Source organism: Pseudomonas entomophila, assembly GCF_013523125.1.
GTDB lineage: Bacteria > Pseudomonadota > Gammaproteobacteria > Pseudomonadales > Pseudomonadaceae > Aquipseudomonas > Aquipseudomonas entomophila_B.
On the sequence record NZ_JAAMQJ010000012.1, the window covers coordinates 18,923 to 33,110 of the forward strand.

Sequence of the window (14,188 nt, forward strand, 5' to 3'; positions counted from 1 at the left end):
CATTGGGCTAAACGCTAGCGGCTACAAGGCGGTGAATACAAAAGCCCCCAGAATTCCGTATTCATTAGACTTGCTTTTAAAATTGAATACATGCACACTCTCTGCATCTAGAGGCAAATGAATACAGAGGGCAACGGTATGGCAAAGGTCGGATACATTCGTGTTAGCTCGGTTGACCAGAACACAGAGCGTCAGCTTGATGGCATCGTCCTCGATAAGGTCTTCACCGAGAAGGTGAGTGCGGCAACTACGGATCGTCCCCAGCTACAGGCGATGCTTGAGTACGTTCGGGAAGGAGATACCATCGTTGTCCACTCCATCGACCGTCTAGCCCGTTCTCTTGTGGACCTGCTCAAGCTGGTAGAAGACTTGACCCAGCGGGGCATACATGTCTGGTTCCACAAGGAAAAGCTGGAGTTCACAGGCGAAGACAGCCCGAACCAGAAGCTTATGCTCCAGATGATGGGGGCCGTAGCTCAGTTCGAGCGGGCGATGATTAAGGAGCGTCAAAGGGAAGGTATCGCCAAGGCAAAGGGGAAAGGCGTCTATAAGGGCCGTACGAAGACCATAGATGACGCAGCCATACGTGCCGCTGTATGCGGTGGACTATCATTCCGCAAAGCGGCAGAAAGCCTTGGCGTAAGCCTGAGCACGGTACAGCGTGCGATGAAGGCCAGTGCATAATCTGGCTTCACCCAGGTCAATGGTGGCCATTAGGAGGCGAGGTGTATGGACGATGATAAGGCCGCTTCTATAGCAGACGCCCTTGAGGCCCTGCATATGAACCAGCAGGCTATACGGGCGAGTACTGAAGAGATAGCCCTATGGTTGAGGGCCAGAGGCTCAGAGAACACCTTTGAGGACGTAATGGTGACGCTCCAGATGTTGGACACTAACGCAGAGGTCATAGCCTCGGTGATAGAGCAACTTCGGACATAGGCCCCGCCATTGGCGAGGTTTTGCTTTGTCCGGCATATTTCTGCATTTCAGCATGCGGTGGCCGAAGCCAGAGCAAGGGGCGTTAAGCACCGGCCCACACTTAGCTGATTCTGGCCGGTTGCCCAGTGCCCCGCTGCATATTTCGCCCCTGAATCCGCAAATGCCATATACAAAGGGCGAAAGTCGCGCTTGAAAATCTAGGGGGCAACCCTGTGGTGGGGTCCCGCCAGCGTTAATGGCGGGAGGCTAAGGAAGGTTAGAAATCGAATGCCAATTGCTGTGGCAAGCTGCGATAGTGCTGGCGTACTTGCTCCCATCTCCCGAATCGGTAACGCGGGTAGGAGTGAACAAACACATTCTTGATGCGTGGTGCCGACAAGCGGCGAGGGTGGCGTCTGCGCATAGCGATTAGGCCCTTCTGAGGATCTATTGTCTAGCAATCTTCCGGGCGAGCGGCAACGCCTACACGTTGTGTGTATTGACGTGGCAACCTCGAATTGGCTTAATGCGCACCGGCCCAGAATCGTGCGTTGTCAGAAACGTGTGTAGTGGGAGGGCGGGTATGGCACGTAAAGTTTGGCTACGGCGCGTGCTTGACCCGCTGGATTTCCTCTACAGCTCTAGTTGCTAGAGCGTCACGTTTCTAGGGCTGAAGATAGAGCGATAGCAGGCCTAATGCAAGACGACGCATCTGTGGATAACGTGTGGGTATTTTGTGCGTAGGGGGGCGTATCCCTTGTAGCCCGCGTCTTACAACGACATCGCCATTGGTCGGCGATTTTTTCTATCGCCGAATCTAGTGGTGTGGTTCTCAGCGGACATGGTTCTGATCGAAAATTCCGTTTCGAAATCCTCAGTTTCCCAACCTACCTCTAAACCACTGCCAGCCGAGACCGTCTTCTTCCTGTTCGCGTATGGCGACTTCGGCAGTGACTAGCCCCTGTTCGATGTGCCTGTCGTAGATATCGGGATCAAGGGCCTGTGTAGTCGCCTCTTTGTTATTGTAGAGAACGCTGAATAGTGTTTGTTGAACTTCGTCCGTGATCGCCTCATCGGACTTGTCCAGCACCCAGCATTGGAAGTGGTTCGGGTTGTGACGCTTGAACAGAATCTGCAAGTCCAGACGTTTCAACAGGCTGTTAGCCGCAGCCCTACGTTCGTAGGTCACAAGGTCAATTTGCTTGAAGAAGTCGTCCTTGCTGATGACGCGGTGCGACGCAAGCTGTTGTTTGAGTTCCTCGCGCTCTGCCAAGTACTGGGCGTGTTCCTGTTCAATGTCGCGGAGCAACTTGCCACCAGCGAGCGAAGGGAAGACTGTTTGTGCCTCGGTTGCTTGCTCAAGCTTGCCGCCTATAAGTGCAAGTCTGCCCTCTACCACCTCCAGGCTTTTACGAACCTCTGTACTTCGACCGCTCACCAGCGACATGCTGTCTACGCTAGCCAGAATTTCCCTGAACACGGTTTCAGTCTGTTCGATCCGGATGCTGCCATTACGACATTTGCCCTTCTTGGCTGAATAGCACTGTAAGTACGTGTATCCCTTTGGCGGGCGTCCTTTGTTAATCAAGTGCATGGCATCACCGCACAGGCGGCACTTGGCTAGGCCCTGCCAGACGTTAAAGTTCTTCGATTGCTTCGTAGTCCTTGTCGTCTTCCGCTGTGCCCGTGCGGCCTTGGCTTGCAGGAATACATCTGGGGTGATGATTTCCGGGTAGAAGCCTTCCACCGGCTCGCCGTCATTCTCTCGCACACCAGCTACAAGGTGCGTTGGTTGGTATTCGCCCAGCAACGCACGATTGTTTAATATCTTCTGTATGGAGCTAGTGCCCCACAGGCCACTCTTGTTCCTTGGCTTTTCCTTCGTTGACCGCGTACTACCGAACACAGGCACGTTGTCTTGGTTCAGGCGCCTGGAAATCATCGCTTGACCATACCCCTGGATCGTCATATCGAATACGCGGCGGACTACTTCTACACGCTCTGGCACCGGCTGGTAGGCGCCTTCCACCAGCTTTAACCAGTACGGGCAGGCTGCACCCAGGGGCACCTTCGTGCCGCCGCGTGCAAGCGTCCGCTTGTTCTTCCAAGCAGCGGCCACCCGCTTACCCTTGGTGGCGCTCTCTTCATGTGCTCGCATCATTACCGTAATGCTAACGATTAGCTCCATGGCGATGCTGGGCGAATCTTCTGAGTAAATTCGCCTGTCAGATAGCGTAACAATCTTGATACCTTTGCGTAGCAGATCGGTGAACTGGCTCAAAGCCGCCATCACCTTGTCACGGCTTAGGCGGTCCAGTGATTCGACTAGCAAGTAGGACCCCGGCTTGATGTCTCCGCTATCGACAAGGTCGATAAATCGTCTGAGCTGCCCTTTGTCTCCGACGTGTTCTTTCGTGTATGCGGACTTGCCGTGATCGAAGAAGAGGTACTCTTTCTCTTTGGCAAGGTCTATGCCCTCGGCTGCACAGTAGTCTTCTGCTTCTACGCGCTGCCGCCTGTAGCTATCGCCCTTCGCCTGCTCGGGGCTACTGAAACGGATGTAACTGTACGCTTTCGGCTTCATCAGTCTGGTCCTAGATGTGTTGGTGTATTTTGTCACAACGTAAGCAGGTTGTGAGCGCCAGCCGCTGCGACCAGCAGCGCACGCTTGGCTGCCAGCTGGCCTTGTACTTCGCTGAGGTCGGGGTAGGGCCGGCTTTCCAGCAGCAGGCCGTTGGCGGCATAGGGCGGCAGCGGCAGTTGCCCGTTCAGGTGCGCGACCAGCTCTTGCAGGTGCCCCACTGCATACACCACCAGGCCACTGGCCAGGCTGGCTTCCTCGGCATTCTCGCGGGGCACCACCAGCGCGCGCCCGGCTTCACGCGCGGCCAGCGCAGCAGGCAGCACGCCCTGCACCGGCCGCAGCGCCCCGGACAGGGCCAGTTCGCCCAGGCATTCGAAGTCGTTCAAGGTCGCCACCGGCACCTGGCCGTTGGCGGCCAGGATGCCCAGGGCGATGGCCAGGTCGTAGCGCCCGCCGTCCTTGGGCAGATCGGCAGGCGCCAGGCTTTGGGTGATGCGCCGAGCGGGGTAGTCCAGGCCGGAGTTGACGATGGCGCTGCGCACCCGGTCCTTGCTCTCCTTGACCGTCGTTTCGGGCAAGCCGACCAGGGTGAGCGCGGGCAAGCCGTTGGCGAGGTGGGTTTCGACGCTGACGTGGGGCGCGGTCACGCCGACCTGGGCGCGACTGTGGACGAGGGCGAGGGACATGGACACTCCGTGTTCGCTGGGGCTGAGGCCGCGTCCTGCGGCTGGAGAAAGGATAGCGAGGGTGATGGAAGGGAGGTGGGGGAGAGTGCGACTGGATTTTGCCGGCGGGGACCGCGATGACCTTTCACTGGGGTATGACCACGGGTGGAGCGGCCCCCGTGCCGCGATGGGCCGCAAAGCGGCCCCAGAGATCGATCAGCGATGCCGCTTCCGGGCACTGCCGCGTTCTCTGTGCGATAGCGCGGCGCTCGGGCGGCAGGCGGACGCTGATGGAGCGCGACATGTGTCCTCGATCGTGAGAGGAATGGTTTGCAGGCCCTATGGGCCATGCCTTTCAACGTCTTTACCTGAAACGATGTGGACCACATTGCTGGTCTGGCAGAGCGGTTCAACCCCCTGTGTGGGAGCAACTGTCTTTTTCTACTTGGCACATGCCTGACCGCATGGGCTGATGTGTGGGCTTACCCGCGACGCAGGCGGCGCCTGACAGGGCCCTATCGCTGGCAAGCCAGCTCCCACCCAGACCTCTGCAGCCGTCGGTGTAGGCATGGCTGCGCAAGCAGCTTGTGGGAGCGGGCTTGCCCGCGATGCAGGCGGTGATGGACCGAACGCTATCGCGGGCAAGCCCGCACACAGGAGGGCTGCGCTTGCCTGTACCATGCCGGTGAATCTATGGATGCAACAATGACTCTATCCTAGTGCTTTTTCCAAAGACGTTGAAAGGCCTGGCCCTATGGGCCCTGCGGGCCCAATCGCGGCACGGGGGCCGCTCCCACACGGGACCGCGATGGCCTGTAGCGCTGTGGTGTGACTACGGGAGCGACGCTTGCGCCGCGATGGGCCGCAAAGCGGCCCCGGAGATCGGTCAGCGATGCCGCTTCCGGACACTGCCGCGTTCTCTGCGCGGCAGCGCGGCGCTCGGGCGGCAGGCGGACGCTGAGCCGGGGCGCCGGACCGGCCGCGATGGGTCGCGCATGGCACACGAGGTGTATCGTCAATCTTGAATGAATGTCCTGCGGGCCCAACCGCGACCAGTCCGGCACCCCGCAGGTTGCCGGATTGGACGGTAATGCGGCGGGTCGAATAGTCTGACCAGGGTTGGCCCTTCGGGCCGAGTCGCGGCCTGGGTGCCGCTCACAAGGGACCGTCTGATGACGGCGAGCTCAACGGATGAAACCCGCACAACGCGCTCTGAAGACCTTTTTCTCTTCCAGCATCCTGGGCTTCATCCTCATGGGATGCATCGCCGGTGGGTGCGCGTCGTTGTTCATCTATGAGTGGGTCGATGCCCTACTCAGTGGTGTCCATGTGATCCACGTGCGCGGCAGCCCCACGAAGGTGCTGACCCTCGACGGCTCGGCGGGTGCCTATTGGCTGTCCATGCTGTTCGAGGCCCTGAGGATCGCCCTGCTGGTGGGGATGGCCTGGCTGTCATTCTTCGCTGCGCGGTTGTGCCGACGATGAACGCGCCAGGCGCTGACCCATAGCGTTCACCGACCTGCTCGCCTGGAGAAGCAAGACAGGCCGGCGATTCGACGCTCGGTCGGCCTCAGCTCAGCGCCTCACGACTGTGCTCGCCATCGACCAGACGTTGCAGGCCCAGGGGGTTGGCGTTCTGCAGCGCCGGAGGCAGCAGCGCGTCCGGGTAGTCCTGGTAGCACACCGGGCGCAGGAAGCGATCGATGGCCAGGGTACCGACCGACGTACCGCGAGCATCGGACGTCGCCGGGTAAGGGCCGCCATGCACCATGGCGTCACAGACCTCGACCCCGGTCGGGTAGCCATTGACCAGCAAGCGACCCGCCTTGCGCTCCAGCACCGGCACCAGGGGCGCGAAGCGCTGCAGGTCCTGGGGCTCGGCGATCAGGGTCACGGTCAGTTGCCCGTGCAGCGCCTCCACTGCCTGGCGCAGCTCGGCCTCGTTGGCCACCTCGACGACGATGGTCGTCGGACCGAAGACTTCTTCCTGCAACAGCGCATCGCCCTGCAGCAACAGGCTGACGTCGGCCTTGAACAGCTGCGCACGGGCCTCGTTGTCTGCCTGTTCGGCACCGGCCAGGTGCTGCACGCCGGGATGCTGCATCAGGCGCTGCACACCGCCGCTGTAGCTGCGCAGGGTGCCGGCGTTGAGCAGGGTCTGGCCAGCCTGGTCCGCCAGGTGCGCCCCGAGCGCGGCCACGAAGCGGTCGAAGGCCTCGCCTGCCAGGCCAATGATCAGGCCTGGGTTGGTGCAGAATTGCCCGGCGCCCAGTACCACCGACGCGGCCAGTTCCTGGGCGATGCGCTCGCCTCGGGCCTGCACGGCCTCGGGCAGGACCAGCACCGGGTTGATGCTGCTCATCTCGGCGAACACCGGGATCGGCTGCGGGCGTGCCGCGGCCAGGTCGCAGAGGGCGCGGCCGCCCTTGAGCGAGCCGGTGAAGCCTACCGCCTGAATCGCCGGGTGGCGCACCAGCGCTTCGCCGACGCCACCGCCGTAGATCATGTTGAACACCCCGGCCGGCATGTCGGTGGCCACGGCGGCGCGCTGGATGGCCTCGGCCACCTGCTCGGCGGTGGCCATGTGGCCGCTGTGCGCCTTGACCACCACCGGGCAGCCGGCGGCCAGCGCCGCGGCGGTGTCACCGCCTGCGGTGGAGAAGGCCAACGGGAAGTTGCTGGCACCGAACACCGCCACCGGGCCGACACCGGTGCGGTACTGGCGCAGGTCGGGGCGGGGCATTGGCTGGCGCTGGGGCTGCGCGCGGTCGATGCGCGCGCCCAGGTAGTCGCCACGGCGCAGGACCTTGGCGAACAAACGCATCTGGTTGCTGGTGCGGCTGCGCTCACCCTGGATGCGGGCAGCGGGCAGGGCGGTTTCCCGGCATACGGTGGCGACGAAGGTGTCATCCAGCGCGTCGAGCTGATCGGCGATGGCGTCGAGGAACTGCGCGCGCCGCGCCGGGGCCAGGCCGTTGTAGGTCAGGAAGGCGGCTTCGGCCGCCTCGGCCGCCGCGGCGACCTCTTCAGGTGTGGCTTGGACGAAGGTCTGGGGCAGGGCCTCGCCGGTGCGGGCGTCGAGGCTCTGCAAGGTGACGGTGCCGGCGCCGATGCGCTGGCCGCCGATGAACTGGCGTGCGGACATGGTGAACTCCTATCAGGAAGGGAAGGCTCAGAGGCTTTTCACGAGACCCGGCCGAACCTGCTCGGGCAAGGCGACGATGCCGTTGCGCAGCGGCTGGCCGAAGGCGTCCAGGCTGATCTCGAAAGTGTCGCCGGGACGCGCCTGGATGCCGTCGGCGAACGACAGCGTGGCGGTGCCGAAATAATGCACGTGGATGTCGCCGGGGCGCAGGAACTGGCTGTACTTGAAGTGGTGGAACTCGAGGTTCTCGAGGCTGTGGCACATGTTCTGCTGACCGCTGAGGAACGGCTTGGACCATAGTACCTGGCCGTCGCGCAGGATCCGGCTGGTGCCTTCCAGGTGTGGCGGCAATGCGCCGACGCGCAGTTCCGGGCCGAAGCTGCAGGCGCGCAGCTTGGAATGCGCCAGGTACAGGTAGTTGCGGCGCTCCATGACGTGGTCGGAGAACTCGTTGCCCAGGGCATAACCCAGCCGTACCGGCGTACCGTCGCCGTCGATCAGGTACAGCCCGACCAGCTCCGGCTCTTCGCCGGCATCCTCGGCGAACGCCGGCAGGGGCAGGTCGCCGCCCGGACGCACGACGATGCCACCGTCGCCCTTGTAGAACCATTCAGGCTGCGCACCGACTTCGCCCGCAGGCGGCTGGCCACCCTCCAGGCCCCACTGGAACATGCGCAGGCTGTCGGTCACCGCGCCCTCGGTCTGCTGCTGGTGCATCTTGTCGCGGGTGGCAGCGCTGCCCAGGTGGGTCAGGCCGGTGCCGGTGACCAGGCAGTGGGCAGGGTCCGGGTGGTCCAGGGGCGGCAGGACGCGCCCTTCGGCCAGCAGGGCCAGGTAGTCGTGGGCCGCGCCAAGGCCGGCGGCCTCGACTTCGCCCACCAGGTCGCGCCCGGCGGCGATGGCCCGCAAGGCCAGCTCACGGGTGCTGTGCGTGCCTTGGACTTCCAGGGCGCGCTCGCCTTCCACCACACCTACGCGGCGTTCGCCCGCGGCCGTTTCGAATTGGATCAATCGCATGGGGTACTCGCTTGTTGAGTGAGAGGGTCAGTGGGAGGCATCGGTCGTGTGCGCCGAGGCCTGGCGTTGGCGGCATTCCAGGCGGGTGTACACCACGCTGGTGAGCAGCAGCCCGAACAGCATCACCACGGCCAGGAAGTACAGGCCCGAGGACAGGTGCCCGGTGTGTTCCTTGAGCGCGCCGATGCCGAAGGGCCCCAGGTAGCCGCCGAGGTTGCCGAGGGAGTTGATCAGGGCGATCCCGGCCGCGGCGCTGGCGCCGGACAGGAAGCGTCCTGGCAAGGTCCAGAAGATCGCCGTGCAGGAGAACAGCGCGAAGGCCACCAGGCACAACGCCGCCAGCTGCATGACCGGCGCGCTGAGCCAGGCGCTGAAGAACAGGCCCACCGCACCCAGGGCGTAGAGCAGGCCGAGGTGGCCGTAGCGATCGTTCAGGCGGTCGGAGCTGCGTGGGACGATCAGCAGGCCGATGATGCCGAACAGGTAGGGCACCGCCGAGACGAAGCCGGTGACCAGGTCGCTGCCGCCGAACTGGTGCACCAGCGTCGGCAGCCACAGCCCCAGGCCATAGATGCTCAGGGTGACCGGCAGGTAGAACAGCGCCAGCAGCAGGACCCGGCGGTCCTTCAACGCATGCAAGGGGTTGCCATGGCGAGCCTGGCCGAACTCGCGCAGGTCGTTGGCCAGTTGCTCTTGCAACCAGCTGCGCTGCGCATCTGTCAGCCAGCGCACGGTGGCCGGGCCATCGGGCAGCAGGCGCAGGGTCGGCCAGGCCAGCAGCACTGCCGGGGTGCCGATGCAGATGAACAGCCATTGCCAGCCGTGCAGGCCCTGCAGGCCATCGAGGCCCAGCAGCGCGCCGGAGAGCGGCCCGGTCACTAGCATCGCCAGCGGCTGCGAAAGGATGAAGAAGCCCAGGATCTTGCCGCGATGACGCACCGGGTACCACTGGGTGATGTAGTACAGCACGCCGGGGAAGAACCCGGCCTCGGCCACCCCTAGCAGCAGGCGCATGACGTAGAAGCCCATGGGGCCGGTGACGAAGGCCATGCCGATGGTGATCGCACCCCACGTCAGCAGGATGCGGGCAAACCAGCGCCGCGCGCCGAAGCGGTCGAGCAGCAGGTTGCTGGGCACTTCGAAGAAGAAGTAGCCGATGAAGAACAACCCGGCGCCCAGCCCGTAGGCGGCATCGCCCAGGCCGATGTCGGCGCCCATGTGCAGCTTGGCGAAGCCCACCGCAGAGCGGTCGACGTAGGCCACCAGGTACAGCAGGACCAAAAAGGGAATGAGTTTCCACGTGATCAGGCGGACGAGCCGCTGCTCATGAACCATGGCGATGTCTCCAATTGTTCTTGTAATGGATGCAACACGCGGTTGGGGCCCATGGCAGGCCGTCAACGGTCTGGAACATCTTATAGTATTACTATTTAAAGCAACAACCCTTCACATGAGGCTGTTTTGTCGCTAGAGTCCGCTCAACACTGCTAAATAGTAATACCAATAAGGTGCCGTCATGTCCGATAACAAAAAACCGCTACGCTCGGCCCAATGGTTCGGTACGGCCGACAAGAACGGCTTCATGTACCGCAGCTGGATGAAGAACCAGGGCATTCCCGACCATGCCTTCGATGGCCGCCCGATCATCGGCATCTGCAACACCTGGTCGGAGCTCACGCCCTGCAACGCGCACTTTCGCAAGATCGCCGAACACGTGAAGAAAGGGGTGCTGGAGGCGGGTGGCTTCCCGGTGGAGTTCCCGGTGTTTTCCAGCGGCGAGTCCAACCTGCGGCCGACCGCCATGCTCACCCGCAACCTGGCGAGCATGGACGTCGAAGAATCGATCCGGGGCAACCCGGTGGATGCGGTGGTGCTGCTGACCGGCTGCGACAAGACCACCCCGGCGCTGCTGATGGGCGCGGCCAGCTGCGACGTCCCGGCGATCGTGGTGACCGGCGGGCCGATGCTCAACGGCAAGCACAAGGGGCGCGACATCGGCGCCGGGACCATCGTCTGGCAGATGCACGAGGCCTACAAGGCCGGGCAGATCGACCTCAACGAATTCCTCTCGGCCGAGGCGGGCATGTCGCGCTCGGCCGGCACCTGCAACACCATGGGCACGGCCTCGACCATGGCCTGCATGGCCGAAGCGCTGGGCACCTCGCTGCCGCACAATGCCGCCATCCCGGCGGTAGACGCGCGCCGCTACGTGCTGGCGCACCTGTCCGGCATGCGCATCGTCGACATGGCCCGCGAAGACCTGCGCCTGTCGAAGATCCTCACCCGCGAAGCCTTCGAGAACGCCATCCGCGTCAACGCCGCCATCGGCGGCTCGACCAACGCGGTGATCCACCTCAAGGCCATCGCCGGGCGCATCGGCGTCGACCTGCAGCTGGAAGACTGGACCCGCATCGGCCGTGGCACACCGACCCTGGTCGACCTGCAGCCCTCGGGCCGCTTCCTGATGGAAGAGTTCTACTATGCCGGGGGCCTGCCTGCGGTGATCCGCCGTCTCGGCGAGCACGACCTGCTGCCCAATCCAGGCGCCCTGACGGTCAACGGCCAGAGCCTGTGGGACAACTGCCAGGCCGCGCCGCTGTACGACGAAGAGGTGATTCGCCCCTTGGAGCGTCCGCTGGTGGCCGATGGCGGCATCTGCATCCTGCGCGGCAACCTGGCGCCCAAGGGCGCGGTGCTCAAGCCGTCGGCGGCGACCCCGGCGCTGATGCGCCATCGTGGCCGTGCCGTGGTGTTCGAGCACTTCGAGGACTACAAGGCCCGCATCAACGACCCGGCGCTGGACGTCGACGCCAACTCGGTGCTGGTGATGAAGCACTGCGGGCCCAAGGGCTACCCCGGCATGGCCGAGGTCGGCAACATGGGGCTGCCGGCCAAGCTGCTGGCCCAGGGCGTGACCGACATGGTGCGCATCTCCGACGCACGCATGAGCGGCACCGCCTATGGCACCGTGGTCTTGCACGTGGCGCCGGAAGCGGCGGCTGGCGGCCCACTGGCCGTCGTGCGCGAAGGCGACTGGATCGAACTGGACTGCCACGAAGGCCGCCTGCACCTGGACATCTCCGACGAGGAACTGGCCGGGCGCCTGGCCGACGTGGCGCCGGTGCCGCAGCTGATCACCAGCGGCTACGCCCGGCTCTACCTGGACCACGTCATGCAGGCCGACGAAGGCTGCGACTTCGACTTCCTGGTCGGCTGTCGGGGTTCGGCCGTGCCCAAGCACTCCCATTGAGCACGGGCCTGTCAGGCCGCGCCGGGCCGACGGCGGGGCCGTTGCCGGCGCAGGGGTGCTATGATGCGCGGCCACGCCTGAAGGACGTCTCCCGCGCCCCCATGAACTACCGCCAGCCCACGCCGCGCAAGAGCATGCACGCCACCTTGGTCCAGGACCTGGGCCTGCAGATCGTCTCCGGTCAGCTCCAGCCCCAGCAGAAGCTGCCTTCCGAGGCCAGCCTGTGCGAGGCGTACGCGATCAGCCGGCCGGTGTTTCGCGAAGCCATGCGGGCGCTGACCGCCAAGGGGCTGGTCCAGGCCAAGCCGCGGGTCGGCACCCTGGTCAGGCCACGGCACGACTGGCACATGCTCGACCCGGACGTGCTGCACTGGCTGATGCAGGCCACGCCCCAGCAGGAGTTCTTCAACATGCTCTCGAGCGTGCGCTGGGTCATCGAACCGGCAGCAGCGGCCCTGGCGGCGAGCAACGCCACCGAAGCCGACGTCGCCTCGATCGCCGAGGCCTACCAGCGCATGGAGCAGGCCAGCACGCCGGAAGAGCGCCTGCAGCCGGATCTGGATTTCCACGCCCGCATCGCCGATGCCACGCACAACGACCTGCTGGCCTACCTGTGCAACATGCTGTCGCTGGCCCTGCGCGAGTCGGTGCGTTACTCCAACCAGCGCTCCAACTTCGACCAGCTGGCGCTGCCCCGGCACCAGGCGATCCTCACCGCCATCCAGAACGGTGACGCCCTGGGCGCACGGCATGCGGCGCTGGTACAGCTGGAAGACGCCCGCGTGGCCTTGAGCAAGGTCCTGGGGCAGGACCCGATCAGCTGAGTCGCAGGCGTCGTTGGCGCGCCTTTTGTCCCTCCACAAAACCTTCACGCCACGAAATAATCGGCACGCGCTGAATTATTTCACCTGTTTCCTGATCTGATTCAAAAGGTTTCTGAGTAAAGGCACAGCGCCACCTCGTGCGCTAGTCAGAACCGTTTCTTTGAAGCTCGCCCCAGCGAGACACGACAGCGATCAGGTACCCGCATGAAATTACGCAAGAAACGCGTCAAGCCCATTGGGCTCAACGACATCACCATTGTCGACGATGCCAAGATGCGCAAGGCGATCACCGCCGCCGCACTGGGCAACGCCATGGAATGGTTCGACTTCGGCGTCTACGGCTTCGTCGCCTACGTGCTCGGCAAGGTGTTCTTCCCCAACGCCGACCCCAGCGTGCAGATGGTCGCCGCCCTGGCGACCTTCTCGGTGCCCTTCCTGATTCGCCCCCTCGGTGGCCTGTTCTTCGGCGCCCTGGGCGACCGTTACGGGCGACAGAAAGTCCTGGCCGCGACGATCGTGATCATGTCGCTCAGTACCTTCGCGATCGGTTGTATTCCCTCGTACGCGTCGATCGGCATCTGGGCGCCGATCCTGCTGCTGCTCGCCAAGATGGCCCAAGGCTTCTCGGTGGGGGGTGAGTACACCGGTGCCTCGATCTTCGTGGCCGAGTACGCCCCGGACCGCAAGCGCGGCTTCCTCGGCAGCTGGCTGGACTTCGGTTCGATCGCCGGCTTCGTGCTGGGCGCAGGCGTGGTGGTGATGATCTCGGCCATCGTCGGCGAAGAGAAGTTCTTCGAGTGGGGCTGGCGCATTCCGTTCTTCCTGGCCTTGCCGCTGGGCATGATCGGCCTCTACCTGCGCCATGCGCTGGAAGAGACCCCGGCCTTCCAGCAGCACGTCGACAAGCTCGAGCAGGGCGACCGCGAAGGCCTGGCCGCCGGTCCCAAGGTGTCGTTCAAGGAGGTCGCCACCAAGCACTGGCGCAGCCTGCTGACCTGCATCGGCGTGGTCATCGCGACCAACGTCACCTACTACATGCTGCTGACCTACATGCCGAGTTACCTGTCACACAACCTCGGCTACAGCGAAAACCATGGCGTGCTGATCATCATCGCGATCATGGTCGGCATGCTGTTCGTACAGCCGGTCATCGGTTTCGTCAGTGACAAGATCGGTCGCAAGCCCTTCATCATCATGGGCAGCATCGGGCTGTTCCTCTTCGTGATCCCGGCGTTCATGATGATCAACAGCGGTGTGCTGGGGCTGATCTTCGCCGGCCTGCTGCTGCTGGCGGTGCTGCTGAACTTCTTCATCGGCGTCATGGCCTCGACCCTGCCGGCGATGTTCCCGACGCACATTCGCTACAGCGCCCTGGCCAGTGCCTTCAACATCTCGGTGCTGATCGCCGGTCTGACCCCGACCATCGCCGCCTGGCTGGTGGAAACCACCCAGAACCTGATGATGCCGGCCTACTACCTGATGGTGGTGGCGCTGATCGGCCTGGTCACCGGCGTGACCATGAAAGAGACCGCCAACAAGCCACTGCGTGGCGCGGCACCGGCGGCGTCGGACATCCACGAGGCGCGTGAGCTGTTGCAGGAGCATCACGACAACATCGAGCAGAAGATCGAAGACATCGACGCACAGATGGCCGAACTGGAAGCCAAGCGCAAGGTTCTGGTGCAGCAGCACCCGCGCATCAACGAGTAAGCGCAGGCCGGATGAACGCGCCCGGCTTCGAGCGCGGTAGTAGACAAGGGGCAGCCCTCACCGAGGTGCATGCCC

Annotated in this window: 10 protein-coding genes and 1 pseudogene; 6 read left to right on the forward strand and 5 right to left on the reverse strand. The window is 63.6% G+C overall.

Annotated elements, in window-relative coordinates; translation table 11 throughout:
* The first annotated feature begins 138 nt into the window (after window positions 1–138).
* Window positions 139–684 carry a recombinase family protein gene (locus tag G7007_RS08865; RefSeq protein ID WP_181101062.1) on the forward strand — a complete coding sequence of 182 codons (546 nt, stop codon included), beginning with the start codon at window positions 139–141 and terminating at the stop codon, window positions 682–684.
* 45 nt (window positions 685–729) lie between these two features.
* Window positions 730–939 (forward strand): hypothetical protein, encoded by a 210-nt coding sequence (locus G7007_RS08870; protein ID WP_181100913.1) that lies wholly within the window; start codon window positions 730–732, stop codon window positions 937–939.
* Window positions 940–1,792: 853 nt separating this feature from the next.
* Here the strand turns inward: G7007_RS08870 and G7007_RS08875 are convergent.
* Together G7007_RS08875 and G7007_RS08880 are read right to left on the reverse strand one after the other, a co-directional pair.
* Window positions 1,793–3,502: a recombinase family protein gene (locus tag G7007_RS08875; protein WP_181100916.1), complete on the reverse strand. Its 1,710-nt coding sequence runs from the start codon at window positions 3,500–3,502 to the stop codon at window positions 1,793–1,795.
* A gap of 41 nt (window positions 3,503–3,543) precedes the next feature.
* Window positions 3,544–4,188: pseudogene (locus G7007_RS08880) on the reverse strand (magnesium chelatase domain-containing protein); the annotation flags it as partial.
* Window positions 4,189–5,358: 1,170 nt separating this feature from the next.
* On the opposite strand from G7007_RS08880, the gene G7007_RS08885 reads away from it, so the two are divergent.
* Window positions 5,359–5,652, forward strand: a complete 294-nt coding sequence (locus G7007_RS08885; protein ID WP_181100918.1) for a hypothetical protein — start codon at window positions 5,359–5,361, stop codon at window positions 5,650–5,652.
* Window positions 5,653–5,737: 85 nt separating this feature from the next.
* On the opposite strand, the gene G7007_RS08890 is transcribed toward G7007_RS08885, so the two are convergent.
* From G7007_RS08890 to G7007_RS08900, 3 genes are read right to left on the reverse strand one after another with little or no spacing between them, the layout of a single operon-like run.
* Window positions 5,738–7,312, reverse strand: coding sequence for an aldehyde dehydrogenase (NADP(+)) (locus G7007_RS08890; RefSeq protein ID WP_181100920.1), 1,575 nt, complete (start codon window positions 7,310–7,312; stop codon window positions 5,738–5,740).
* Between the two features lie 27 nt (window positions 7,313–7,339).
* Window positions 7,340–8,329 (reverse strand): AraD1 family protein, encoded by a 990-nt coding sequence (araD1, locus tag G7007_RS08895; RefSeq protein WP_181100922.1) that lies wholly within the window; start codon window positions 8,327–8,329, stop codon window positions 7,340–7,342.
* Between the two features lie 27 nt (window positions 8,330–8,356).
* Window positions 8,357–9,664, reverse strand: a complete 1,308-nt coding sequence (locus G7007_RS08900; protein ID WP_181100923.1) for an MFS transporter — start codon at window positions 9,662–9,664, stop codon at window positions 8,357–8,359.
* A 181-nt stretch (window positions 9,665–9,845) separates the two neighbouring features.
* Here G7007_RS08900 and G7007_RS08905 point away from each other — a divergent pair, with 181 nt between their 5' ends.
* From G7007_RS08905 to proP, 3 genes are all read left to right on the forward strand, one after another.
* Window positions 9,846–11,579: an IlvD/Edd family dehydratase gene (locus tag G7007_RS08905; protein ID WP_181100925.1), complete on the forward strand. Its 1,734-nt coding sequence runs from the start codon at window positions 9,846–9,848 to the stop codon at window positions 11,577–11,579.
* Window positions 11,580–11,680: 101 nt separating this feature from the next.
* Window positions 11,681–12,403, forward strand: a complete 723-nt coding sequence (locus tag G7007_RS08910; RefSeq protein WP_181100926.1) for a FadR/GntR family transcriptional regulator — start codon at window positions 11,681–11,683, stop codon at window positions 12,401–12,403.
* A gap of 204 nt (window positions 12,404–12,607) precedes the next feature.
* Window positions 12,608–14,113, forward strand: a complete 1,506-nt coding sequence (gene proP, locus G7007_RS08915; protein ID WP_181100928.1) for a glycine betaine/L-proline transporter ProP — start codon at window positions 12,608–12,610, stop codon at window positions 14,111–14,113.
* Window positions 14,114–14,188: the final 75 nt, after the last annotated feature.